This window comes from Magnetospirillum sp. ME-1 (genome assembly GCF_002105535.1).
Lineage (GTDB): Bacteria > Pseudomonadota > Alphaproteobacteria > Rhodospirillales > Magnetospirillaceae > Phaeospirillum.
Genome location: NZ_CP015848.1, coordinates 495,855 through 519,000 on the forward strand (window position 1 = coordinate 495,855; position 23,146 = coordinate 519,000).

A 23,146-nucleotide genomic window follows, 5' to 3' on the forward strand; every position below is an offset into this window, starting at 1 on the left:
TGGCGCTACGCCACCCCGTCGTCCCCTGGGGCGTCGTCGCCGCCGCCGTCACGCGCCTCGCGTTTTAGCAGGCGCAATGCATACGCCGATATAATCAAGTTTCCAACACCAGTAAAGACAAAAGGTGCCGGCGGGCCAACATAATCAAATAAAAACCCGCCGACCTGAACAAAGAAAATAATACCAATGCACCCAATAACATTAAATGCGCCAAGCACAGACCCAAGCAAATCCCTAGGCGCGTAGTCAACTGTTAATATTTGAGGCGCCACAAAACAACCAGCCTGCCCGGACGCAATCAACAAGATGGGCAGTACGATGAACCAGTCGAACGGATTGATGATGAAACCCAACATTATGAATCCCAGGGCGGAGAGCACCATCCCGAGCAGAACCGCCTGAATGCGGCCGAAATGCTCGATAAACGACCGCCAAACCGGGATCGAGAGCATGACCACCGCCCCCATCAGCCCGATCAAGATTCCGGCCCGCGCCGCCGCCTCGGCCTGCCCGACCTTGATCAGATCGGCAAAGTAGATGAACCACAGCATGAGGAAGAGCCCTACGAACACCATGTCGCTGCGGGCGAACAGCGAACTGGCGAAAGCCAGGCGCAGGCGGGGCTCCGCCTTCACCAAGCTCCAGACCGCCCGCCAGGGAACCGAGGTTTCCTGGGTGCGCGGAGCGACATCCACCAGGAATTTCCCCGCCAGCCAAGCACCGGCCAGGGAGACCGCCGCCGTCAGCAGCATGGTCACGGCGATGCCCGCATGGGCCGGGATCTGCATCAAAACAGCGTAGACCAGCGTCACCCCGAAGGCCATCATGAACGCGGTATTGGACATCAGGCGCGCCCGGGTGTCGTCGTCGCTGAAATCCCCGGCCAGGGCCGACAATTGAGGCCATACCGCGCCGCTGCCCGCCGACATGATGACCCGCGAAACGTAATAGACGACCAGCGCCCCGATGGAGGCACCGCCGATCCAGGGGCTGAGCGGCGCGATCACCGCACCGATGGCGGCGACCAGAAAACCGGCCACGATGATCCTGACCCGCCCGATCCGATCCGACAGGTAGCCGAGATAGGCGAAGATGAAGAGATCCAGAACCTCGGTCACCACCTGCACATTGGCATTGACGGCGCCGGCGGTTTCGAATGAGATATTAAGAACGTTTCGCAAGAATAGCGGCTGAATAGCAACCACCAGGGTCATGAAAACCATGCACAACGCCGACAGCAAATAAAGGGCGTTGTGCTGGCGCACTTTAACTTCTGCCGCAGCCGCTTCCACTCGAGACACCCGTCACCTCCGATTCGGTCAGACTATAACAGCGAGTCGGGGGCGGTTGACAACACATAAACACAGGGTTCATACGAAGGTACCCCGTAATCCGCCGCTGCAGCGGATTGCGTATATATGCTCGAAACAAAAAGTCTCGATTTCCTGCCGCCGCCCTCGGATTCGGATCAGATGCTCTCTTCACCAGAAGATAACGATAATCGAACGCAACATGCCGGACTTTCCCGCATGCGGACTTATGCTACGGCTTTGCTTGCCTTGATCTCCGCTGTGTTCGCATTCTCCGTTTGGGGCGAGAAAGCCTGGCCCTGGCTGGCGCCGGTTCGGGCCTTCGCCGAAGCCGCCCTGGTCGGCGGCATCGCCGATTGGTTCGCGGTTACCGCCCTGTTTCGCCATCCTTTCGGACTTCCCATCCCCCACACCGCCGTCATTCCCCGCAATCACGGCCGGATCGCCGCCGCCATCGGCCGGTTCGTCGCCGACAACCTGCTGGCGTCGCAGGCCCTGGCCCAACGGCTGGAGGAACTCGATACCGCCGGACGGCTGGGGCGCTGGCTGGCCCGGCCTGAGACGGCGGCCATGATCGCCGCCCGGATCGCCGGATCGCTCCCCCCCATCGTCGATACAATCGGCGAGCAACGGTGGCGCAGCACCATCGGCGGCGGTCTGCGCAAGGTGGTCGATACCGCCATCACCGCCCCGCGCATGGCCAACATCTTGTCCTACATGGTGGGGCGCGGCTATCACCACGCCATCTTGGATCATCTGGTGACCGAGGCCCGCTCCTTCGTCGCCCAGAACCGTTCATTCATCCGCGCCAAGGTCGCCAAGGAATGTCCGGAATGGCTGCCGCTGTGGGTGGAGACCCAGATCGCACAGGGCGTCACCCAAGGCATCGACGGCTCACTGGGGGAGCTGACCGCCCCCGACCATCCCTGGCGGCTGAAATTCGAGCTCTTCGTCCACGAAACCATCGACGGCATGACCAATTCGCCGCATTTTGCCCAGCGGATCGAGGAGGTCAAGATGCAGGTTCTCGACGATCCCGCCCTGGATGCCTATCTCCGCCAGTTGGGAAGCAGCGCCTACGACCACCTGATGGAGGAGGCCAAGACCATGGAGATGCTCCTTGAAAACGGCCTGCGCGAGATCGGTCAACGGCTGGAGCACGACACCGCCATGCGGGCGACCCTGAACCGCTGGCTGCGCGACGCCACCGAAGCCTTGCTGGTGCCCCGGCGCGAGCTGATAGGCTCGCTGATCACCGATCTGGTCATGCGCTGGCGCACCCCGTTCCTGATCGAGAAGCTGGAAAGCCATGTGGGCAAGGATCTTCAGTATATCCGCATTAACGGCACCGTGGTCGGCGGCCTGGTCGGATTGGCCATCTACACGGTCACGACGCTGGCTCAGCGCAAGTGCATCAGCTCGTTTTTCTAGAGTTTCTCGATTTCTGATTCGGCTTGAATGCGAGAAACTCTAGGCTCGGCGGGAGCGGGCGGAGCCTCCGCCGACGGCGGGACACTCGCGGGGGCGGGCGGATTTTCCGGCTTGTGGGCCGGGCGCGTCCATTGGATGGCGGCTCCGGCGGCGCAGGCCGAACAATAAGGCGCCCATGACCCCGAGGTAGCGCCGCAAGCCTCGCACACCCAGGTGGGCGCTGCCGGAGCTTCGCGTTCACGGCGGCGCCAGATTTCCGCCCGCTCCGCTCCGCCAGGCTCCTTGTCCTCGATCTCGGCCATCAGCCGACATCCCAACGCATCGGGCGCGATCTTCAGCGCCGCCATGAGGTGACGGCGGGCGACGCCCCATTTGGCGGCGGCGACGGCCGCTTCCCCGGCGGCAAGGTGGCCTTCGGGATCATGCGGAGCCCATTCCGCCAGGACCTCAAGCCGCTTCAAACGGCTTTCGGCATCGTCTTCGCGCCACAGCGGCGAGCAGGTTTCCAGCAAAATCCGGGCGGGAGCGCTCCGCCAGACCGCGGCCAGGACCGCTTCGGCTTCGGACCGGCGACCTTCGGACACCTCCTGCCGAAGCACGTGCAGAGCCGCCGGGAGAAAGCCCGGATCGGCGGCCAATGCCTCACGCGCCAGCCGTAAGGACCGAGCGGGATCGTCCTGGGAGTCCAGGCATGCCTGCCCTTCCAGCACCACGGCCCGCCATCGCGCGGCCAAGGCCGGCGACAACCGCCCGGCGGAAAGAGTGGCGTCGATGCATGCCTGGGCCGCCGCCCACTCGCCATCCCGGAGTTTGGCGGCAAAGGCGGCCGCATCCTCGGCGCTGGGATCGGCGGGGGCGGCAGGCGTCTCGACGACGGCGACGGGAGCAGGCGGCGGCGCGGCCTTGACCGGCGGCGGCGGCTCTCTTTCGACCACCGGCGGTGCGGGCGGCTTCTTCGCGAACAGACGTCCCTTGGCCGGCTCGGGCCGGAGCGTCGCCGCCGGAGGCGCAGCGGGGCGCGGTATCAGCCGGTCCAGGCGGGCAGCAAGCTCGGGACTGTCCAGCAACCGGGCCGCCTCTGCTCCGAGGCGGCGGCCGTCGCCGACATCGCCGCTTTCGGCCGCGTCCAGCGCCGCCAAAAGGGCGAGCATTCCCTTTTCCCGTCCCCGGGCCTGTCGCGACTTGCCCAGCTTGGCAGGCAGATCGGCCACCAGCGCCGACAGCCGCGTCAGGCCGGAAAACAGCATGAACACCGCCAGAAGAATGCCGAGAAGCACGGGGACATTGGTGTCCACATGCCACCCCAGCCATTCCACCTGCACCGTCCCGGCATTGTCCGAGAACCACAAAGTGGCCAGCACCACCGGCGACATGAAGATCAAAAGGACGATAAGGCGCAACAGCATGGTCACTCGTCCCGGGACGCGGCGACGGTCATAACCGTCGCCGACAGTTCAGACAACACCGCGTCCACGGTCAGACGCAATTCCGCCGCTTCCAGCCAGGGCTGGATGGCAGCCATGCCGGGACCTTCGGCATGGCGCAGCACCGTGACCGCCCCGGCCAGATCGCCGCCCGCCAGCAGCCGGGAGGCGCTGTTTAAGGCCCCGTCGATGCCTTCATTGCTGTTTTCCGCCCGCCGGACCACCACCGCAGATCCCAGCCAATGCCGGATATTGGCAGGAATCCAGCTGCTTTCGGCGACGTCGTCGAGCTTGCGCGCCGCCGCCGCCGTCATGCGGAAGCTCTCGGCCAGGGCCACGCGGGAGACCACCCCGGTCCCCGCCCCCATGGTCAATGGCGCCAGCTTGTCGGCGCCGCCCTTCTCGGCCAGAGCCAGGGCCGCCTTCAATTGGGCGGGATAAGGCGTGCCCCGGTCCACCGCTTCCCGCAGTTGCCCCAGCACCGCCAGGAACAAGGGTGCGCGGTCGCGGCGTTCGGCGATGCGGCGAAAAGCCGCTTCCGCCTTTTCCACCGCGCTGGACAGCTTGGCGGCGCCCCCTTCGTCGGTCGCCAGCTTGCGGACCACGTCCAGATCGCCCTTGATGGCGGCCACCTCGGCGGACAGACGCGCCATCTGCGCCTGATCGGCGGCGGCGGCTGCCTCCTTGCGCGGTTCGTGCTCCTGCTTGCGGATCACGGCTTCAATCACGGTCAACCGCCGGTCGGTCTCCGCCAGCCGCATGGCCAAAGGCCCCAGGGAGGCTTCCAGCATCTCCACCCGTTCGTCCAGGCCGGCCGGTCGGGGCGCGGCGGCCGTGGAGCCCATCTCGTCCCCCAGCCATTTGGCCCAGGGGCCGGGAAGGCCGCCGAGACGCGGCGCCAGCAAGGGCCAGGCCAGCACGCCGCCCACCAGGATCACGGCCAGATACAGAACCACCACCTGGCCGCCGCCGTCCCGGCGTCGCGCGGGGCGGCGTCCGCCCAGGGGTTGTTCTTTTTCGTTGCTATCCATCAGGCTCCGCTCCCACTGGCTTCGCTGCCGCCGATCAGGCAGGCAGACCCGCCGGGGCGATCTTCATGATCGCCGACCTTTTTGGCAAGCCATTAACTAAGTGCCGCGAGCGGCCTGCGGACGCGGCCCGCGCACGGCCCCGCGGGGCTCCCGAAACGAAACATCCCAACGCCCGCCAAAGCGAGACGTCGAGATGCGCATCATCGGGTCCGAAGATCAGATCAGATCCGGTGGGCGACCCAGCTGATCAGGGGCAGCTTCCACGCCCGCTGGAACACTACGGAAACCAGGCCGAGCAGGGAGAACACCAGAACCCCCATGGACGAGAAACCGAAAATCCACTTCCCCAGAACGGGAACATGCAGCGCGAACAGCGCCAAAACGCCCCACATCCAGATCACCAGCCCCTGCTTGGCGTGGAAGTAGACGAATTCGTCGTCCCGATCCACCAGAAGCGGAACGAAGCACAAGACGCTGAGATAGGACAGCGCCGCCATGACCGTCGTGCGCGCACCGAGCGTGCTGCGAAGGATAGCTTCAGTCATTCCCCCCTCCTCCTCGTTCAGGCCAGCGCGTCGCGCAGTTCGACTTCCTCGTCGCTCTGCGCCGATTCGATATCACGGCTCTTCATATACGCGTAAACCGCCCCGGCGCCAACAACGCCGAGAATGATCGGCCCCCACGCGCCCAGACCGAGACCCAGACCGAGGCCCAGCCCCTTACCGGTCCAGATGGTTCCACCGACGACCTTGGCACCGGCGGCGGCCTTGCCCGCGCCAAGGGCGACCTTGGTCCCGGCGCCCTGGGCGGCGGCAACATTGGCAGGAGCCGCCGGAGCGGCAACGGCGGTGGCAACACCCGTCTTGGCGGCGATGCCGGTCTTGGCGACGGTTCCGGTCTTGGCGACGGTTCCGGTCTTGGCGGCGCCCGTCTTGGCAGCCCCGGCCTTGGCGGCGGCGCCCTCGCGCTCCATCTCGCCCATGGCGGCGGCGGCCTTGGTTCCGGCCGGGGCCCCTGGGGGGCAAATAACTCCGTTGGCGATCTGAGCTGGCACCTCGGTTCTCCTCACAATCAAGTAGCGCGGGACTGAAAACGCCAGCCCCCCTTCAGACTAGCGGCATCAATAACATGAGATCATTGCTGAGGACAACACGTTACGAGGACAACGTCACGACAGCGGAGAAGTTGCGACCAACTATTATTTTCTCTCTCAGAAGAGCAAAAGAGAATTAGTCGCACTTTCCCGCCTTTGGCGTCTTGCAGCCGCCGCAGCCGAGACCGCAACCTTTGCCCCGATAGAAACGCCGCGCCGCCCAGGCCCCCACTAAAACGACCACGGCGAGCGCGGCGGTCACATCCCAAAGATCAAGCATGACGAGCACCTCATGGCCGGGGACTTTCGAGTGCCACAGGAAACAAGCCACCGTCAACATCCAAAGGGATTGTTCCCAAGCCGACCAGGATTGAATACGTCAACCCCGTCCGGTTTGGCGCGCATGCAAATCACTCTCAACAAAATATCTGGAGATGAAGCGCATAGTCATCCCCAGCCGAAGATCACATGACCCGAAGATAAGTTGAGAGGAGCTATCAACGCATTTTCTGTTTGCCTGGGCTCTTGTTTCAATTATTCTTGCCAGGCTGTACGTGAGGATTCGGAGTGTAGAGTCATGGCCGCTAAGGTTGGAGGGCAGATTTTGGCAAACGCCGCCGCCCCGGCAAAGGCTTCGGCTGCCGCGGGGGTCGGGACCGGCGGAGCCGCCCTCGGCGTCGGGAGCGGCATCATCGCCTCTCCGGTCGGGACAGCCGCCATCGGCAACGCCATGCTGACCGGCAAGGGTGTCTGTCTCGGGCTCGGACTGGGACTCGGTGCCTGGGGACCCGTGCTTGTCGGCATCGCCGGGCTGGCGGGCGCCGCCTATCTGGTCGGCAAATTGAAAAACTGCAAGGCGGAGGTTGATGCCGCCGCCGATGCGACTTAAGCGAGGATACGACAATGGCTGAGGCAATCTTGCTCGAAACCGAAAATACCCCCTGCGGCTGCCGCTCCTATCTGATGGCGGGCCTGAGCTATCTGGGCATTCTCTGCTTCGTCCCGCTGCTGATGAGCCGGGACGACGAATATGTGTACTTCCACGCCAAGCAGGGCTTGGTCTTGTGGATGTGGAGCGTCCTGGCCATGTTCGCCCTGCATCTTCCCCTGATCGGCAAGTGGCTGTTTGGTTTCTCGTCCATGGGCGTGCTGGTTCTGTCGGTGGCTGGTCTGGCCTCGGTGGCGCTGCGCCGCACCTGGCGCCTGCCGCTGGTCGGCTATTTCGTCGCGTTGATCTAATCCAAAGCCGCTCGACAAGCGCGCCGGTTTCAGGCGCATAGCGGCATTCTCGCCGCCGTAAGGAAAGACAGACACGATGCAGGACCTTCTCCTGGCCAAGGTCGAAAGCGCCATGCAGGCGTCTCAGGTTTCCGCCCTCGCCGGTCAGACCGCGACGGTCACCAAGGTGTCGGCGGCCACCAATCTCGCCACCATCACCCCCACCGCCGCCGGACAAGCGCCAATCATCGTCAAGCTGGACGCGACCCGGCAGGTGGTTGAACTGCAGGCTCTGGTCGGCAAGACCGTGATGGTCGGCAAGACCCCCGCCGCCATCGGCGGTATCGGCAACTGGATCGCCTTGACCCCGGTCACCGGCGCCAAGGCCGCCGCCGCCGCCACGGGCGCGGGACAATTGGTGATGATGAAGGTGGAAGGCACCGCCGCCGCCGTCAACCTGCCCGCCCTGGCCGGCAAGAGCTTCACCATCGCCCAGCCCCCCGTCGCCGCCGGAACCAAGGCGGCCGGCATGCTGTATCTGAACCCGGTCGGCGGCGGCGATCTGATCGCCATCAACGTCCAGAACGCCGCGACCCAGACCGGCGGCCTGGTGGGCAAGACCTTCGTGGTCGCCCCCAGCCCCGTCATCGGCGGCACCACCGGCAAATTCCTGGTCCTGAAGCCCCTGACCGCCGGAGCGGGCAAGGCCGTCGGCGGCGGCGCCATCGCCGCCAAATTCATTCCGGCCGCCGTCACCGGCACCGGCGGAGCCGCCGCCGTGGGCGCTGGATCAGCCTCGTCGCTGCTGACCGCCGGAGCCGGCACCGTCACTCCCATCACCGCCGCCGGAACCGGCAGCGCCATGCTGTCCGCCAAGGGGCTTGGCCTCGGCCTCGGTCTGGGACTCGGCGCCTGGGGGCCGTTCCTTCTGGGGGCCGCCGGACTGGCCGGGGCCGCCGCGCTCTATGTCTGGGCGCGACGCCGCCACGGCACCCCCGACCTGTCCGATGATGCGCTCCTGGCTGCGGCCGGGGAAGAATAAGACCGACATCCGAACCACAAGGACCATCGTAATGCCCTTTCACCTTGCCCCCTATCTGGCGAAATCCGTTCCCGGCGTCGGCGTTCTCGGCGCCCTGGTCGGCGGCGCCGCCGCCTTGGCCAAGAACGTCCGCCTCCTGAAGGAAAAGCGCATCACCAATACCGAAGCGGCCATCGATACCGGCAAGGAAACCGTCGGCGCCGGCCTGGCCACCGCGCTTTCCGCCGTGGCCGCGACCGCCGTCGGCGGCGGCCTGGTTGTATCGCTGGGCACCGCCTTGGTGGCCGGCGTTGCCGCCAAATATGCCTGGGATCGCGGCGTCGATCTGGTCGAGAAGGAACTGAACCGCGGCAAAGCTGCCAACGGCGCTTCCGACGAGGACATCTTGCGGGACGAACTGGCCTGACGCCCCCCGGTTCCGGCCGACCGCCCCCTTCGGAGCGGCATGGCAGAAACCAAGCGGGGCCGAAAACACCCCACGGCGGATGGGTCAGTCTGTCGAAAGGTTGATCTTGCGCATTCCCTTGACGCAGAACCGCCGATGCCGAGCCAGGGCGGCATGGTTTCGCATGATGGAATCGCAGTCGGGGCAGCTGATCAGCTTGACCGAGGTGTCATGCCCGGTCCGCCGGTCGGCGGCCTTGGACGGTCCATGCCCGCCCGATTGCGGATGGCCGTGCTCGCAGATTTCGCGCAGTGTTATGAAAACCGACGCTACGACGTCCTGTTTCGGCTTGATCGCCCGACCGCAGCAGCCCGCCCACGCCAGCACGATTTTTTCCGCAAGTCTGGCCAGATCATCGTCACGCATGGCGTGGCAAACGAAATGATCGCGGCCTATGCCTCAAGATCGCTGACGGGTTCGCCCAATTCCCCTGCGAATTTGCGGGCATAGATAGACACTACCCAATGCCGCCACAGCGAGAACCGAAAGAACGCCCCACCCAATACCGGCACTGACACAGATCGCTAAGGTCTTGCCGACCATCGGCGACATTGTCAATGCCTTTGCCCCTCCAATATTCGTAGCGACCATTATCATCTCCCACGACGCCCACCACCCCGGTTGACGATCGTCACATTTTATTACATGTCTGGGGGGGGGGCGCAAGTAAAAGTTGTCGATAATTAGACGCATTTTATATTTTATTCTATTTATATCCTATGCATTATCCATTGGCATCTCATTTATACTAAGAAATATTGGTTGGAACCGATCAACAGCGTCCTCAGCCGCGGGCGACGCCTTCCGTCCAACCTGCGCCGCGACAAGATTGGCGCCGATTTGGCTCCAGCCGATCCAAGATTTTGGAATGAGCGGCGCGCCTTCAAATATGAGGCGCGACGCTCAGGCGAGCATTGGGCGAGCGGCCAAACGGCCGGAGAACCGCGCTCGGGCAGAGGGACCAACATAAAGCGAGATCATCGTGCGTCATGTGTGGACAGCCCCTGCGTTGCAAGGAGATTTTTTCGCGCTGACGCTCCGGTCGGGTGCAGTCATGTGTCCGGCCTGTTTGCGCGGCACCCCGCGCCATCATGCCCGCCAGCCATGTGCCTTGCTCTTTGCGCCGCCGCCATAAAGTGCCGGTGGCGCCGACCACCAGGAGCGACCGCAGATAGCGGTCCCCAGCCTTGGTGATCGGCCCCAGCACGGTTTTGCCACCGGTGGAATTCTGCGATGGCACCAGCCCCAGCCAGGCGGCGAAGTCTCGCCCCGTCTTGAAGCGCTTGGGATCGCCCATGGCGGCAACGATGGCGCTGGCGATCAGCGGGCCGATGCCGGGAATGGAGGCGACCCTCTGGCTGTCGGCGTCGTTACGGTGCCATCTCAGGATTTCGTGATCCAGCGCATCGATCTTGGAGTCGATCTCGCGCACATGCGCGGCCAGCATCGCCATGGCTTCACGAGCCGCCTGAGGCAATGCCGCATCCGGTGCGTCCAGCGCACAGACGACCAGCCTTGCCAGCCCACCTTGCCCCTCCGGTTCGATGATGCCGTATTCGGCAAAATGCGACCGCAGCGCATTGCCGAGCATGGTGCGCTGGGTCACCAACAGGCGGCGGGTGCGATGGAGCATCAGCACCGCTTGCGCCTCCTCGCTCTTGACCGGCACGAACTCCATGTGCGGCCGTGTCACCGCCTCGGCGATCGCCGCAGCGTCGGCTGCGTCGTTCTTCCGTCCTCGCTTGACATAGGGCTTGACCCGCGAGGGCGGGATCAGGCGCACCTCATGCCCCAGTTTGGCCAGCGTCCGCGCCCAATAATGGGCTGAGGCGCACGCCTCCATCCCCACCACGCAGGGCGACAGCTTGGCGAAGAACGTCACGACCTCGGAGCGGCGCAACTGCCGCCGGATCGTCACGGCACCGTCGCCATCGACCCCGTGGACCTGGAAAACCCGCTTCGCCAGATCAAAACCAATCGTGCTAACCTCGGTCATGGACGGCCCCCTTCAAATGGTGTGTCTCGACAACCACCATCTTGGCGCATTGCGACGCCGGTGAGCAGGGGCCGTCCACCCCATTAGATTTGACGCACGATGATCTGAACGCAAATCCCCGCATGGCTTGCGCCCAAGTTGCAATATTGCGAATCAGTTGCGGTAGCGACGTGAGTATTGGAGTGTGCCGCGCAAGTCACGGGGAAGAAATGGCCCCCACGGCTTAATTCAGACCGGTCCCCATGGCTGCTTTTCCAGATCAGCCCCCCCTGTCCCGGGCTTATTGCGTCCCTGAAACAAGCCCGATGGGATGCCGACGGCGGGAATCGGGGCACAGCAAGCCATCCGTCCGACCCTGTGCAGAATCGACGATCACATCAGTTCATCGGGGCGGCACTCTCGCCCAGAGCCATGACGAAGGCCGCATGCAGCCTCTTGATGGAGAATGGCTTTTTCAGGAAGCAATTGGCTCCGGCCGCCAAGGCCATTACCTCGGCGCTGTCGCCTTGCACCCCGGTGGCCACGATTATGGGAATGCTCGGGACAATCCCGTCCTGCCCGGCTCGGATGCGCCGGATACATTCAATGCCATCCATGCCCGGCATCATCCAATCCATGACGATAATGTCAGCACCGCCTTCACGCAGGACCTGCATAGCCTCGTTACCGTCCTCCGCCTCAACGACCTCCGTCACGCCGAACTGATGCAAGACGACCTTGATCAGCGTCCGCATTTGCGGCGAATCCTCGACGATGACTGCTCGCTTGCAACTGTGATGCATGGTCAAATTCCAGACTTTGATTGCTGCGTGGCGTCACGCAACAATTATAACAAGAACGGCAAATGGCATATATATATCTGGCAATACCAAGCGGAAGGTGAGCGCCGATCTTCACGGCATCTGCAGCAACACCAGCCTGGGCTGAATTAACCGAAATCGTACGCCCCGCCCATTAGCCGCTCCGGCGGCTCAGCCCCGCCCGCAGCAGCTTCGCCTCCATGGTCCCGACATCGAAAGCCCCCCCATCCCGAGGCACCATGTCCTCCAGCAGAATCGGGCAGGATCGGGGCAGTTCAATGGCGGTCGGCCGAATCTGCCCGGCCGCCTCGCGGACCTGCAGCCAGATATCTTCCATATCCAGATGACGCCGAAAGCCCGGCCGCCAGACGAGGGCCAGTTGGGATTGGGTGAAATCCAGGCGCTGCAATTGGCCGCGATCATCGTAGGCCGCAAGCTTCACCAGGGCCAGCAAGGCGCGAAAGATCCACCCGGCCGCCTGATCCACCTTCAAAGTCGCCCCGTCTTCGATCTCTTGAGCCAGCGCCTGGGGATCGAGCCCCGCCGGACAGGTGGCGACGGGCAGGCGCCGCAGCAGCGCCGCCTGATCGCGGCACCATCCCACCCAATCGGCATCACGGTCCGTGGTTGTCATTTGATCACGCCTTGCCGCAGGAAGCCCGCACCCGACCGAACCATCTATTTACCCTGCGCGGCGCCCTTCTGTCACCGCCCATGGAGATCACCTTCCCCCAGGCAACCATGAAATGGCGAAAACTCTCCGCGAATCTGATAAGACGTAATTCAAGACCTCATGTGATGGGATGGACGCGGCAAGTGACCAGGAAATGCGGAAAGCCGGTTTGCGACAATGCGGCCTCCTGTGCCGCGGACACGGAGCGGACGCCCCCCCCTTCCGCCACCAGGCGCGCCAAGGCCAGGACGCCGAAGCCCCGGCGAAGCGATCTTCAGGACGCCGGTCCGACGGACGCCGTACCCGCCCCACCGCCCCCCGCTCCGGCCGTCGAAGCCGCGCCGGCCGTGGCGACGGGTCCGTCCGTCAAAACCGGGCTGGGCGAGGTCCATTGGCAAAAGCGGGAGGAAGCGGGCATCTTGGATGGCCGCGAAAGCCTGTTCATCAAGATCTGGGACGCTATTTCCTCGTTCCGGACGCCCAAGGCGCCGGTCCGTCCGAAGACGCCGAAGAAACGGCCCGAAGCGGAACTTGACCCTTATGCCGATTTATTCGGCTAGATGTGAAGTCTCAGGAGGTTGCCCACTCGATCTGAACCATCCGGCTCCGGCCGTCACTCTGATGGAGATCGCCGAGGGCGACAGCTTTCATGATCCACTCCCCTTGAGAGCGTGTCATTGAACACTGATGGCGGAGTGATCACGTGACCGATTGAAACCAGGATTATGGGATCAGCCGAACCTGGGGGCGACCGCGGCCCCCCTCTATGCGGTAGCCAACGGGCTCAACACGCGCCTCGTCCGCCGGTATCAATTGCTTGACTGCTCTTGGAGATCGCGCACAATTCCGACAGGAGAGCGGTTTCGACAATTCGCCCTCCCCCCGCGAGGCCGGCCGGACCGCCTTCGACAACCACCCGGTCGGCCATCTGCATTTTGGGAGAACGGTATGCGTCACTTTGGCCTATCTGCCGCCGCCAGTTCGTCACCGCTCCAGGCTCCGGTTTACATGGCTGGGTTTGACTGCCGCTTTCGCCGGTGCCGTAATCGTCTGGGGCCGGCAGGGGGCCATCATTCGCGTCACCCGCCGCACCTTGCTCTACACCGAAACCGCCATGTCCAAGACACATCTCTTGATACCGGCAAAAACAGCATCGACAACAACCGCGACATGACCCGCTCCCACAGCTTCGTCCTCGACATCACACTCAACAACGATATCTCCAAAGTGGCGCAAACTCCTTCAAAGTCACTCTCAGTCTTGATCACATCCTGGCACGCGAGGCGATCTAATCAGCACCAAACAACCCTGGAGGTCATTTGGCGTGTCGAATGACGGATTTTCGATCTCCGAAATCATAGAAATTTCCGAAAAAGCAGTTAGTGCGGGTGATTTCGTGCGTGCAATTAGACTGTACAGCGCGTGGATCGACATGAATCAATCTGATGATATGTTGTTTCTGGCGCATTTTTATCTTGGCGTTGCATATCGCAAGAATTATCAATTTGAACTTGCCGCCAGTTCGTTCAAAAACTCTTTGGACTTAAACAAAGAATTTATGAATTCTTACATTCTGATGCAATACTGTCAAATAATGGCAACCACCAACGACACACCCACTGGCGGGGCGAGCCAAGTTCCCGCATGCTCTCAAGATAAATTGTTTAAAGATATTGCTAAGTTACGGCGCAAATAAAATCAGAAGCGATAAAGCTCTGGCAGCCCCCGGCACATCGCAAGTCCTGTTAAGGGCTTGCAGCCCCCCCCCAGCCGCGATAAGACGAAGCCGTTTCCTCCCTTCCCGATGACGTCGAATCCCTGCGCCATATCATCGCCGGGCTGACCGGAAAGTTGGCGGCGGCGGCGGTCAGCACCTCTTCATCATCCCGCCCCTGTGGCTCACGTCGCTGTGTCGAGCGTGGCTGTCCCAGCACCATGCAAGTCCGGCGCTCCTCTTTCTGTGCATTCGAGGCATTGGCGGTCATGGCTGTCCTGGTTTATCACTTCTTCATCAAGGCGGTGGGGATCTTGTTGTTTGCGGTGGAAATAGGATGGTTCGTGTTTCTGCCGTTCTGGAACGAGGCCAAGGAGTGGTGGAAACGTCGCGAAACCATCGGACGGTCACGGCGGTCCTTGCTGCCGGTGGGGTTCTTTGTTGCCACGCTTGTCCTGGCCCTGGTCCCGTGGCGCGCCCATGTCAGCGCGCCTGCCGTCATGAAAGCGGAACGCCATCTGGAGCTTTATGCCGCCAGCCCGGCCCGGATTGAACGCATCTTGATGGTGGAGGGAAGGCAGGTCGCCGAGGGTGAGTCCTTGGCGCTGCTATCCTCCCCCGATCTTGAGTATCGCCTGGCCCAGGTGGAGCGGCGAATCCTGGTCCTGGAATACGAACTGGCGTCGTTCTCATTCGATGCATCTTTCCGCGAGCGGTCCCAGGCCCTGCGCGAGGAATTGGAAACCGCCATCGCCGAGCGGGTCTCATTGCAGCGGGAGTTGGCCCGGCTTTCCGTCACAGCCCCCATGGCGGGCAGGGTCGTGGATATGATTCCCGATCTTCAGATCGGGCAGTGGATTTCTCCCAGGGAGCGCCTTGCCCAACTGGCAGGGACCGGAGCCTTGGCGGTCGAAGCCTTCGTGGCCGAAAGCGATGTGGGAAGACTTCGCATTGGGAACGAGGGGCGGTTTGTTGCCGATGACCCGGGCCGCCCCGACCTGCCGTGCAGGATTGCTACCATCGACAGCGGGGCCATCCGCAGCCTGACGGAACCGGTGCTTGCCTTGGTGGCTGGCGGCCCGATTCAAGTTCGCGCCAAGGACAAGTCATTGGTTCCCGATCAGGCCCTGTACCGGATTCGCTGTGTCGGCACCATCCCTGCACAGGCCACCCAGTTGCGAGGAATGGCTGTCCTGAAGGCCGAGCCGGAAAGTATAGCGGGTTTCATCCTGCGATCGGCAGCCGCGGCTCTGCTGCGGGAAAGCGGAATGTGATGGAAATACGCGGTCGCCGTAACGGTACGGGAGGCAACGGAGGCTTTCAGCCGTGCCTCTTTGGCGGAACGGTCCCGCAGCGATTGGTAATTCTGCCGCTTATGACCCAATGGGGTCATCGAGTGGAAAATTTTCTCAGACGCCATTTTAGCGACGGGGCGACCAACCCGATCCCACGCCAGGATCGGAATGGTCGCCTTTAAGCTGTTAGAACTTTATCGCGGTCCGCGCTCCGAAGATAAAGGTGTCACCGATCGGGGTGAACTGGCTCCCCGCCCCTGGGTTGGGGATATTGCCGCCGGGATGAATGACGTATTGCACGTCCGGCTGGATCGTCCACCAGGGGGTGATCTGCGCCTGATAGGTTACCTCGATGACAGTCTCGTAGTCCCGGACCGGTCGGGTTGGCTGGCCGTTGATCTGCCGGGTATCCCTATCCAGCCCCTGCAGACTCCCGCTGAGTTGCCCGTAGCCGACACCTAGCGCCAAGGTGTCCTCCTCACGGCCAGCGAACAGGCCCTTGTAGCTAATGCCGCCATCCAGATAGAAGGGCACCTGGTTGCGGTCCGAAGGCGAGACGCCGCCACGCAGGAACACGCCCAGCCCTTCTTCGGACCAGCGCTGCCCCTTGATCAGCATCTGGTCGATGACGAAATAGACGCCACCATTCCCCCGGACCGGATTCCCGATTCCGGTGGTGTTTCCGCTAGCCAGAGATTGACCAAGATTGTCGAAATGCTGGTCGTTGAAACGGGCGCTGTGATACCAAGCGCCCAGTTTGTAGGTTCCGGGAAGACCTTTTGAATTCTTCTCCTGGTTCACCGCATAGGCACCCTCGGTAATGTAGAATGTGCCGCGTGAGAAGCTGAAGGTGGTGCCGTCATGATTGCGCCACTGGGGATCGCGGACGTCGAACTTGCCCGCAGGGTCGCCAGCGAAGGCCGCCGTCATCCAGGAGACTTCGTCCGTCAGGTTCAGCTTGACCCGAGCGCCCGGCGTCGGCATAGGGAAAGCGGCGCCACCACTGGGAAGATTGCCGGAAATTCCGAACGGGAAGCCGAAGGTGCTGTTGACGAAGACCGAGGACAGCTTGCTGACCACGAATTCATCATCGACCGCAAGCTGACCGAGCCGCACGCTGAGCATGTCATCGAACAGGACCTGCTGTCCCCAAAGGGTGAAGAGGCGACGGGACGGAATGGCCTCGATATTGCTGACCGGCATCAGGTTGCCGAGATTCTTGCCGCTGATCCGGCCACCATAAATCCACATGGCGCCCGCATGCAGGGTGGTTCCCTTGAGCTCGGCCATCTTCTCGAGATCGATATCGAGATCGAACTGCATCCGCCCCTGGCCCTTGCCGCCGTGGCTGACGCCGCCGTACGGATTGGCCAGCATTTCGTTGACCGAGGTGACGCCCAGTTGAACGCCCTTCTTGCACAGCTCGGTGCGGGCACCGCCGAAGCTGCCCAGCGCGGTGTCGCGTTCCCAGAACCCCGGAGGAGTTACCTCACAATCCCCGTCGGCCAGGGCGGGATGAGCCAAGGCCGTCAAGGACAGTACCGAGACCACAACCAATCCAAAAGAAGTGCGCGATTTAGCGTCGCCGTTATATTTACGCTTATTCATGATATCCCCTTGGCATTCATCGGCAGGTGCTGCTCCCCGCGCCCATGCCGACCTATATTTCACAAACGGTGCCGGCATTACTTTCCGGCACCCTCAAACTTGAAGTCCCATTCCTGGGTGATGGGATCCCACCACTGAGAGACGCCCGTCTCCTTGTCGGTGTGGCGGTAGAAGTTATTGTGGACCGGCGCCTTGAGGGTGATAGTCACATGATAGGTGCCCGGTCCCGCCAGATTGATATTGCGGCCGTAATGGGGGCCGGTGACCGAGGTCATGGGCGGCAGCGGGCCGGCGGCCTTGAAGTCGCTGCCCGGCTTGGTCACCACATAGGACGCCGTCACATAGGGCAGCCACTCGCCCTTGCCAAAGCCGTTGGGGTTGTTCTTCAGGGCATGAACATCGGCCTGCAGATAGATATCGGCGTTGTCCGGGCCGTAGAGCTCATTCTTCGGCTCCACAACGATACCCTGATGATAGACGGCTGAGATTTTCATGCCGCCCTTTTCGACTTCGCCGATGGGGCGCTCGGCGGCACCGGCTGCGCCGGAAAGCATAAGGGCCGCGGCAGCGACGTAGGCCGTTTTCACGAGAGTGGGACGCATTATTACCTCTGGGTGTGATGTGTTCACGAAATCAAGACGCGGCAGGCATCGCCATGCCGGCCAGACCCGAAGAAGCGATCAGTAACCGCCCTTCTTGCCGGTGCTGCCCACATAATCGAAGTCCCATTCCTGGGTGATGGGCGCCCACCATTCAGCGACACCCGTCTCCTTGCTGACATGGTGGCCCATGCCATTGGCCGAGGGCGGCTGAAGAGTGAACACCACATGATAGGTGCCCGGCCCGGCCATCTTGACGTTACGGCCGTAATGGGGGCCGTCATTGGCGACCATGGCGACCAGCGGGCCGGCATCCTTGAAGTCGCTGCCCTTCTTGGTCAGGACATAGGATGCATTCATGTAGGGAACCCATTCGCCCTTGCCCAGGCCGTTGGGATTGCCCTTGAGGGCGTGCACGTCCGCTTCCAGGTGGATATCGGCGGTGTGGGGGCCGCAGATATCATTCTCCGGATCCATCAGGACCGCCTGGAGATAGACGCCGGCAATCTTCATCCCGGCCTTCTCGACCGGATCGCCAATGCGGATCTCTCCGGCGGTCGCGGCACCAGACAGCAGGACCACGGCCATGGCCGCCGTAGCCACGCTGGAATACTTGGAAAAAACCATGCTTACCTCCGTTGGAAATGTGAGTTTGGAAAGTCGCCACAAGGCGTTTTACTTCATGAGACCGAAGATTGCCGGCCACCAGCCGAGGCCGACCGCCAGCGTGCCGATAAGGCCAGGCAACAGCGGCAGCCAGCGGCGCGAGGCCGCGACCCCCTGGCGGGCGAGGATGCGTTCGCCCAGGCGGATGCTCCACAGCAGTCCGATCACGAAGAGCAAGCCCTTCGCCCCATGGACACCATCGATCCCCAGCGGGGTATAGGCGATGGGTTCGAACAACTTGCCGCCAAGACCGATGATCAGTGAGACCATGGCCACCGGAGTGTATTGGTAGCCCAATTCGGTGAAACGGCTGCCAAAGGTGCCATCGCCTCCCGCCCGTCCCGCCAAAGCGGACGAGCAGGATGTGAACGCCGCCAGAACGACGGCCAGCAGCACCATGCAGCCCGTCATGAAGCCGGTGATCATCACGAAATCGAGCCAAAGGAAAATTTCGTTCCGTTCGGGATGAACGCTCATCAGCCAAGCCGGTCCGGGCTGCCCCATCCAGGTCAGGCCGTTGTGAATGCTCCACACCCCTAGACTTTGCCGCATCTTCTGGAAGATCGGCAGAACCAGCCACAGAAAGCCACCCAGGGCGATGCCGGTCCCGAGGAACAAGAACCACACCTCCACCGGATTGGCGTGATGATCGCGAATTCGCTCGATCTCTTTCCCGGGCTTGCGGAATTCCAGGTGGACCCCACCCTTGGCCGATGGATTGACGCAGCGGAAGCATTCGATGCAGTGCCGCGATTCCGTCTTGCGAGAGATATCAATCAGGGTGGGGCATACACCTCGGTCGGTGTATCCCTCTGTGGTTGACTTTCGGGTCCAGGGTGCGAACTCCACCGCTCCCAGACGCGAGAACACGCCCAGCAGCAGGCCGATTGGGCAGGCGTGCCTGCACCAAGCGCGTTTCTTGGAACCGAACAGCCAGCCGATGATGATCGCGGCCAGCATGGTGCCGCCGAAGACCTCGGCCGCGGCCTCGGGATGGTCGCGCACCCCCACCGTCTGACCGATAATGGTGACGATGAGGAAGCTTACCACCGGCGTTCCTTCCCAGCTCAGCCAGCGGGGAATCTTAAACTTCGGTCCATAGGCGTTGGCCTTCTCGGCCGCCGCCCCCATGGGGCAAAGCAAACCGCACCATGACCGTCCGGTGACGATCACCGACATGAACACCAGCGGAAACCACAATCCCCACAATAGGTAATTGGTAAAGGTGGTGTAATGGGTCAACGGCGTGGCGTTGCCCGGAGGATCGGGTAGAAAAACCGGCACGAGGATGATGCCGAGAAAGACCAGGAACATGGCCGCATGGACCCATGACAGCCATGTGCGATTGCGGACGAAGAACGCTTCGACAGCCGCCGCGACCTTCCGTGCCGAAACTGGGCGCACCGACGCCTTGGTCCGAACCTCGTCGAAAGATTTATTGTTCACGCTGCCCTCGCGGCTCGTTTCTTGAATTGCAGAACAAGGATGCCGACCAGCAGGGGCACGACCAGGATGGCCTGGGCCGTGGCACCCTCGAGGGTGGGGAACAGGCCAAGCCAATCGACGCTCGGCCACCCCTCCAGCGGAGTGATGGGAAGCACCTTAGCGTTCTGCAACTCGACCACGCCCTTGCCGGCGAACGCCACCGCCAAGTAGTAGAGCAGTCCGGCGGTCACCCCGAAGAACACACCCAGGGGCAGACGGATGGACATCACGTTCATGGTCACGTAGAGGGCTCCCAGAGCCACGCAGGCAGCGCCGAGTCCCGCCAACAGCGCCGTCATCTGGCCCGGCTCGCCGGAAGCCAGGGCGATATAGAACAGCACCGTCTCGGCCCCTTCCCGATAAACCGCCAGGAAGGCGGCGAAGCCCAGGGCGAACAGGCGGCCGCCCGACAGGGCCGAACTGATTTGCTCCTTGACGTAGCTCTGCCAGCGGGCGGCCTCGCGCTTGGCGAACAGCCAGTACGAGCAATAGAACAGCACCACCGAGGCCAGCAGCATGGTGCAGCCTTCAAACAATTCCTTGCCCTGGCCGCTGACATTGATCAGGGCCGACACCACCCATGCGGTCACCAAACTGGCGATCACCGCCCAGCCAACCCCGTGATAGACCACCTTGACCTTATCCGGAGCGGAACGCTTGAGATAGGCGGCCAGGGAGGTGATCACCAGCATGGCCTCGAAGCCCTCGCGCACCAGGATCAGGAAAGACTGAAGGAACATGCTCCAGAACCCTCCCCCCTTGGGGGCCATCCGCGACGGAACGACGGCCAGATTGGCGCGCAGCGAGGCCCAGCCCGCCTTCACCACCTCCGGAGAGTCGCCCTGGCGGATCTTTCCGATGAGTTGGCCGAACTGCCCCTCCAGACCGATTTTCCACGAGGCATCGACCATGCCGATCGCACCTTCCAGGCCACTGGCCTCGAAGGAATCGAAGTAAAGATCAGACATGGCATCGGCGGTGGCGGCCTTGCGCTCGGGGGCATAGGCGGCGATGGCGGCATCGCCGCCCTCAAGGATCAAGGAGATGGTGGCGGGGACGTCCACCGTCTTCGCCGAGGCGGGCAACGCGGCGAGGACCACCATGGTGATGGCCAGAATTATGTGGCGAATCATTTTTTCCCCTCATTTCCATCGGGATTCACTTTGGCGGCATCGAGTGCCTTGCCGTCTTTGCGCAACTCCCTGCGCAGCGTCTCGGCCAGGGCGGACACGTCGCCGGTTCCGGGCTTGCTTGCTGCCTTGCGGAGATTGTTGAATATCTCTTCCACATCGGCAGTATGGGAGATGCCGAAGTTGGAGCGCTCGGCGATCTCCATCTTCTTTTCTTCGAAGGTGCCGAAATAGGCGGTGTGGAACGCCGCCTTGGCGTCCTCGATCTTGCCTGCCTTGGCAAAGGTTTCGACCTTGGTAACCTCTGTGCAAACTTCCTCGGCGATTCCAGCCCAATAGCCCCCGGCTGCCCATGCCGAGGCTGATACGAGGAGCAGGGCAGTGCACATTCCACTCGACCAGGTCCACTTCATCTGGAACCCTCCCTTAATGAGTTTGCTAATGACTCGAATTAGATGTGGGTATAGTCGAATGAAGGCTGATAGTGCAAGTGATTCTCTCTCGCATTTCCGGCAAAATGACGAGCCTAGGAGCAGGCGAAGATGGGCAAACGCCACTCTCCTCACATGTCAGCGTATGGCCGCTTTCGAGCGCATCGAGGTGCCGGGGCCGGTCAAGTGAGCCCCGCCCGTCGCCGGTGCTGCATCATGGCGGTGTGCGAGCGGTTGGCTGTGCCGGAGCGCCGGACTTGCCTGGTGCAGGGGCAGCCACGCTGGATACAGCGACGTGAGCCACAGGGGCGGGATGATGAAGAGGCGCTGACCGCCGCCGCCAACTCTCCGGTCAGCCCGGCGATGATATGGCGCAGGGATTCGACGTCATCGGGAAGGGAGGAAACGGCTTCGTTTTATCGCGGCTGGGGGGGGGGGCGGTCAGTCTGCAAGACCTTAACAGGACCTGCGATGTACCGGAGGCTGCAAGATCAACGTGATAATTCTTGCGATATGCAGCGCCAAAATAAAAATGCGCTAAAAACAACATCTCGCCAGATTGATTTATGTCAATCCGCATCATGTTATGTGTTTTTCAGATCAACTCGGCTTCCGCGTATCCTGAGATGCGAATAAAAACGCCATTACAATAGGTCATTCGCCCCTGAAGGTAGGTCTTGCTGACGATGATCTCATTGTCACGGAAGCTGTGTCCATTGCCGCTAATGCAGATGGCCATGCTGATAGCCTCCCTTGACAGGCCCTCGGCTATGAGCCTTTGTTACGTTAGTCATATCACCTGCGGATGGCTTGGCACAATCTGCTCGCTGAGCGGCACCAGAACTACCTGGGGCCAAAAGCCACTGTAGGGAGGGGAAAATGGTAGCCAGTGGTGCCGCTCGAGGCGCAATCCCTGAGTGGACCCCCGAGATGTCCGTGGGCAATGACACGCTGGACTCCGACCATAAGGCATTTTTTGACATTGCTCGGCTGCTTTACGATTCGCTCGCCGATAAGCGGGATCAGGGCTTGATCATCGCCAGCACTCTCTTGATCCTGGAAGAGTATGTGGATGGGCATTTCCTTCGCGAGGAAAAGGCGCTGAAGGCGGTCGGCTATACGCAACTCTCGGAACATCACCATAAACACCGTAAGTTTCAAGCCAGGGTGAGGGCGATTTCCGAAACCTATCAAAGTGGGACCAAGTCAGCGGCGGACGACCTTCCCGACCTCGTTGTCAAATGGCTCACTCACCACATCCTCAATGAGGACATGCAGTATAAGCGGTGGATAAGAGATTCCGCCGTGGATCCTCGTCCTCTCGCCCTCCTGGCCGCGGAAGCCGCAGGATAGTGCTCACCAAACACTCAGCCTATCAGCCGCGACAAATCGTAAGACTCTGGCCGATGGGCGGAAATCCGCTGAATAGCGGCACTTGATAAAATCGGGCATTGCGAACGAGGCGTGTCCAGAACGTCCATTCCATGAGCACCGAGACATTCCCGCCGAACGAGGTCTTGGGCATTATGACGCGAGCCCGCCTCACACACATCAACGCCTTGGCCTTCATGGCCACCCCGGCCGAATAGTAACGCGTTACCGGCGGCTGCAGATGCAAGTAACGTCGTTGCCATTTGCGGGAAGCCCTGGGGGCATTCTTGGCCATGGCGCTACACAGCCCCCCGTTCCTCGGCACCACAGAAGTGGTGCGCCCTCTGCCTGAGCGTCGCGCCTCACATACAAGGCACGACGCTC

The 23,146-nt window shown here is 62.2% G+C and carries 27 protein-coding genes; 9 read left to right on the forward strand and 18 right to left on the reverse strand.

The genetic code is table 11. The annotated features are described in order from the left end of the window. Window positions 1-5: 5 nt before the first annotated feature. Entirely contained in the window at window positions 6-1,301 is a 1,296-nt protein-coding gene (gene mamH / locus WV31_RS02190) for a magnetosome biogenesis transporter MamH (RefSeq protein ID WP_011383395.1), read from the reverse strand. A gap of 270 nt (window positions 1,302-1,571) precedes the next feature. On the opposite strand from mamH, the gene WV31_RS02195 reads away from it, so the two are divergent. Further along, a complete protein-coding gene (locus tag WV31_RS02195) occupies window positions 1,572-2,741 on the forward strand; it encodes a DUF445 domain-containing protein (protein WP_043746017.1) in 1,170 nt (389 codons plus the stop codon). Here WV31_RS02195 and WV31_RS02200 read toward each other — a convergent pair. The 5 genes from WV31_RS02200 to WV31_RS02220 all read right to left on the reverse strand — a co-directional run bounded on the left by WV31_RS02200 (window position 2,738) and on the right by WV31_RS02220 (window position 6,629). Then, entirely contained in the window at window positions 2,738-4,147 is a 1,410-nt protein-coding gene (locus WV31_RS02200; protein WP_011383393.1) for a heme biosynthesis protein HemY, read from the reverse strand. The two genes, WV31_RS02195 and WV31_RS02200, sit on opposite strands and share 4 nt — an antisense overlap. Before the next feature lie 2 nt (window positions 4,148-4,149). Then, complete coding sequence (locus WV31_RS02205) at window positions 4,150-5,196, reverse strand: COG4223 family protein (protein WP_011383392.1); 1,047 nt, start codon at window positions 5,194-5,196, stop codon at window positions 4,150-4,152. A 221-nt stretch (window positions 5,197-5,417) separates the two neighbouring features. Further along, on the reverse strand, window positions 5,418-5,741 hold the full coding sequence (mmsF, locus tag WV31_RS02210) for a magnetosome protein MmsF (protein WP_008620754.1): 324 nt from the start codon (window positions 5,739-5,741) through the stop codon (window positions 5,418-5,420). Window positions 5,742-5,758: 17 nt separating this feature from the next. Next, window positions 5,759-6,250, reverse strand: a complete 492-nt coding sequence (mms6, locus tag WV31_RS02215) for a magnetic particle specific iron-binding protein Mms6 (protein ID WP_085372089.1) — start codon at window positions 6,248-6,250, stop codon at window positions 5,759-5,761. Window positions 6,251-6,425: 175 nt separating this feature from the next. Then, complete coding sequence (locus WV31_RS02220) at window positions 6,426-6,629, reverse strand: hypothetical protein (RefSeq protein WP_008620751.1); 204 nt, start codon at window positions 6,627-6,629, stop codon at window positions 6,426-6,428. A 237-nt stretch (window positions 6,630-6,866) separates the two neighbouring features. Here WV31_RS02220 and mamG point away from each other — a divergent pair, with 237 nt between their 5' ends. The 4 genes from mamG to mamC all read left to right on the forward strand — a co-directional run bounded on the left by mamG (window position 6,867) and on the right by mamC (window position 8,955). Next, the gene (gene mamG, locus WV31_RS02225; RefSeq protein WP_085372090.1) at window positions 6,867-7,178 is read left to right on the forward strand and encodes a magnetosome protein MamG; all 312 of its coding nucleotides are present in this window, start codon (window positions 6,867-6,869) and stop codon (window positions 7,176-7,178) included. A gap of 14 nt (window positions 7,179-7,192) precedes the next feature. Further along, window positions 7,193-7,528 (forward strand): magnetosome protein MamF, encoded by a 336-nt coding sequence (gene mamF / locus WV31_RS02230; protein WP_008620747.1) that lies wholly within the window; start codon window positions 7,193-7,195, stop codon window positions 7,526-7,528. A gap of 76 nt (window positions 7,529-7,604) precedes the next feature. Further along, the gene (mamD, locus tag WV31_RS22290) at window positions 7,605-8,549 is read left to right on the forward strand and encodes a magnetosome protein MamD (protein ID WP_011383389.1); all 945 of its coding nucleotides are present in this window, start codon (window positions 7,605-7,607) and stop codon (window positions 8,547-8,549) included. 31 nt (window positions 8,550-8,580) lie between these two features. Beyond that, complete coding sequence (gene mamC, locus WV31_RS02240) at window positions 8,581-8,955, forward strand: magnetosome protein MamC (protein WP_008620745.1); 375 nt, start codon at window positions 8,581-8,583, stop codon at window positions 8,953-8,955. 84 nt (window positions 8,956-9,039) lie between these two features. Here the strand turns inward: mamC and WV31_RS02245 are convergent, their stop codons facing one another. The 4 genes from WV31_RS02245 to WV31_RS02260 form a co-directional block, all read right to left on the reverse strand. Further along, window positions 9,040-9,360: a hypothetical protein gene (locus WV31_RS02245; RefSeq protein WP_068433401.1), complete on the reverse strand. Its 321-nt coding sequence runs from the start codon at window positions 9,358-9,360 to the stop codon at window positions 9,040-9,042. Between the two features lie 517 nt (window positions 9,361-9,877). Further along, window positions 9,878-10,990 carry an IS110 family transposase gene (locus WV31_RS02250; RefSeq protein WP_237051455.1) on the reverse strand — a complete coding sequence of 371 codons (1,113 nt, stop codon included), beginning with the start codon at window positions 10,988-10,990 and terminating at the stop codon, window positions 9,878-9,880. A 377-nt stretch (window positions 10,991-11,367) separates the two neighbouring features. Continuing rightward, window positions 11,368-11,772: a response regulator gene (locus WV31_RS02255; RefSeq protein ID WP_011383385.1), complete on the reverse strand. Its 405-nt coding sequence runs from the start codon at window positions 11,770-11,772 to the stop codon at window positions 11,368-11,370. Between the two features lie 172 nt (window positions 11,773-11,944). Further along, entirely contained in the window at window positions 11,945-12,424 is a 480-nt protein-coding gene (locus WV31_RS02260; RefSeq protein WP_008621838.1) for a hypothetical protein, read from the reverse strand. Between the two features lie 386 nt (window positions 12,425-12,810). Between WV31_RS02260 and WV31_RS02265 the strand changes: the two genes are divergently transcribed. From WV31_RS02265 to WV31_RS02275, 3 genes are all read left to right on the forward strand, one after another. Beyond that, window positions 12,811-13,023 carry a hypothetical protein gene (locus tag WV31_RS02265; protein WP_043743460.1) on the forward strand — a complete coding sequence of 71 codons (213 nt, stop codon included), beginning with the start codon at window positions 12,811-12,813 and terminating at the stop codon, window positions 13,021-13,023. Window positions 13,024-13,787: 764 nt separating this feature from the next. Then, window positions 13,788-14,159: a tetratricopeptide repeat protein gene (locus WV31_RS02270; RefSeq protein WP_011383382.1), complete on the forward strand. Its 372-nt coding sequence runs from the start codon at window positions 13,788-13,790 to the stop codon at window positions 14,157-14,159. Between the two features lie 287 nt (window positions 14,160-14,446). Continuing rightward, window positions 14,447-15,451, forward strand: a complete 1,005-nt coding sequence (locus tag WV31_RS02275; RefSeq protein WP_085372091.1) for an efflux RND transporter periplasmic adaptor subunit — start codon at window positions 14,447-14,449, stop codon at window positions 15,449-15,451. A 207-nt stretch (window positions 15,452-15,658) separates the two neighbouring features. On the opposite strand, the gene WV31_RS02280 is transcribed toward WV31_RS02275, so the two are convergent. The 7 genes from WV31_RS02280 to WV31_RS21360 form a co-directional block, all read right to left on the reverse strand. Beyond that, complete coding sequence (locus tag WV31_RS02280; protein ID WP_168185831.1) at window positions 15,659-17,080, reverse strand: carbohydrate porin; 1,422 nt, start codon at window positions 17,078-17,080, stop codon at window positions 15,659-15,661. Window positions 17,081-17,157: 77 nt separating this feature from the next. Further along, window positions 17,158-17,682: an iron transporter gene (locus WV31_RS02285; RefSeq protein ID WP_085372093.1), complete on the reverse strand. Its 525-nt coding sequence runs from the start codon at window positions 17,680-17,682 to the stop codon at window positions 17,158-17,160. A gap of 78 nt (window positions 17,683-17,760) precedes the next feature. Then, on the reverse strand, window positions 17,761-18,306 hold the full coding sequence (locus tag WV31_RS02290) for an iron transporter (protein WP_011383377.1): 546 nt from the start codon (window positions 18,304-18,306) through the stop codon (window positions 17,761-17,763). A gap of 48 nt (window positions 18,307-18,354) precedes the next feature. Then, entirely contained in the window at window positions 18,355-19,791 is a 1,437-nt protein-coding gene (locus WV31_RS02295) for a 4Fe-4S binding protein (RefSeq protein ID WP_085372094.1), read from the reverse strand. Then, window positions 19,788-20,963, reverse strand: coding sequence for an FTR1 family iron permease (locus tag WV31_RS02300; protein WP_085372095.1), 1,176 nt, complete (start codon window positions 20,961-20,963; stop codon window positions 19,788-19,790). Before WV31_RS02300 ends, WV31_RS02295 begins: the two co-directional genes overlap by 4 nt. Next, on the reverse strand, window positions 20,960-21,373 hold the full coding sequence (locus WV31_RS02305) for a hypothetical protein (protein WP_145980711.1): 414 nt from the start codon (window positions 21,371-21,373) through the stop codon (window positions 20,960-20,962). Before WV31_RS02305 ends, WV31_RS02300 begins: the two co-directional genes overlap by 4 nt. A gap of 613 nt (window positions 21,374-21,986) precedes the next feature. Further along, a complete protein-coding gene (locus WV31_RS21360) occupies window positions 21,987-22,130 on the reverse strand; it encodes a hypothetical protein (protein WP_206072575.1) in 144 nt (47 codons plus the stop codon). Window positions 22,131-22,270: 140 nt separating this feature from the next. On the opposite strand from WV31_RS21360, the gene WV31_RS02310 reads away from it, so the two are divergent. Then, on the forward strand, window positions 22,271-22,744 hold the full coding sequence (locus WV31_RS02310) for a bacteriohemerythrin (protein WP_085372097.1): 474 nt from the start codon (window positions 22,271-22,273) through the stop codon (window positions 22,742-22,744). Between the two features lie 22 nt (window positions 22,745-22,766). Here WV31_RS02310 and WV31_RS21365 read toward each other — a convergent pair whose 3' ends face one another. Then, a complete protein-coding gene (locus WV31_RS21365; protein WP_145980712.1) occupies window positions 22,767-23,057 on the reverse strand; it encodes a hypothetical protein in 291 nt (96 codons plus the stop codon). Between the last annotated feature and the right edge of the window lie 89 nt (window positions 23,058-23,146).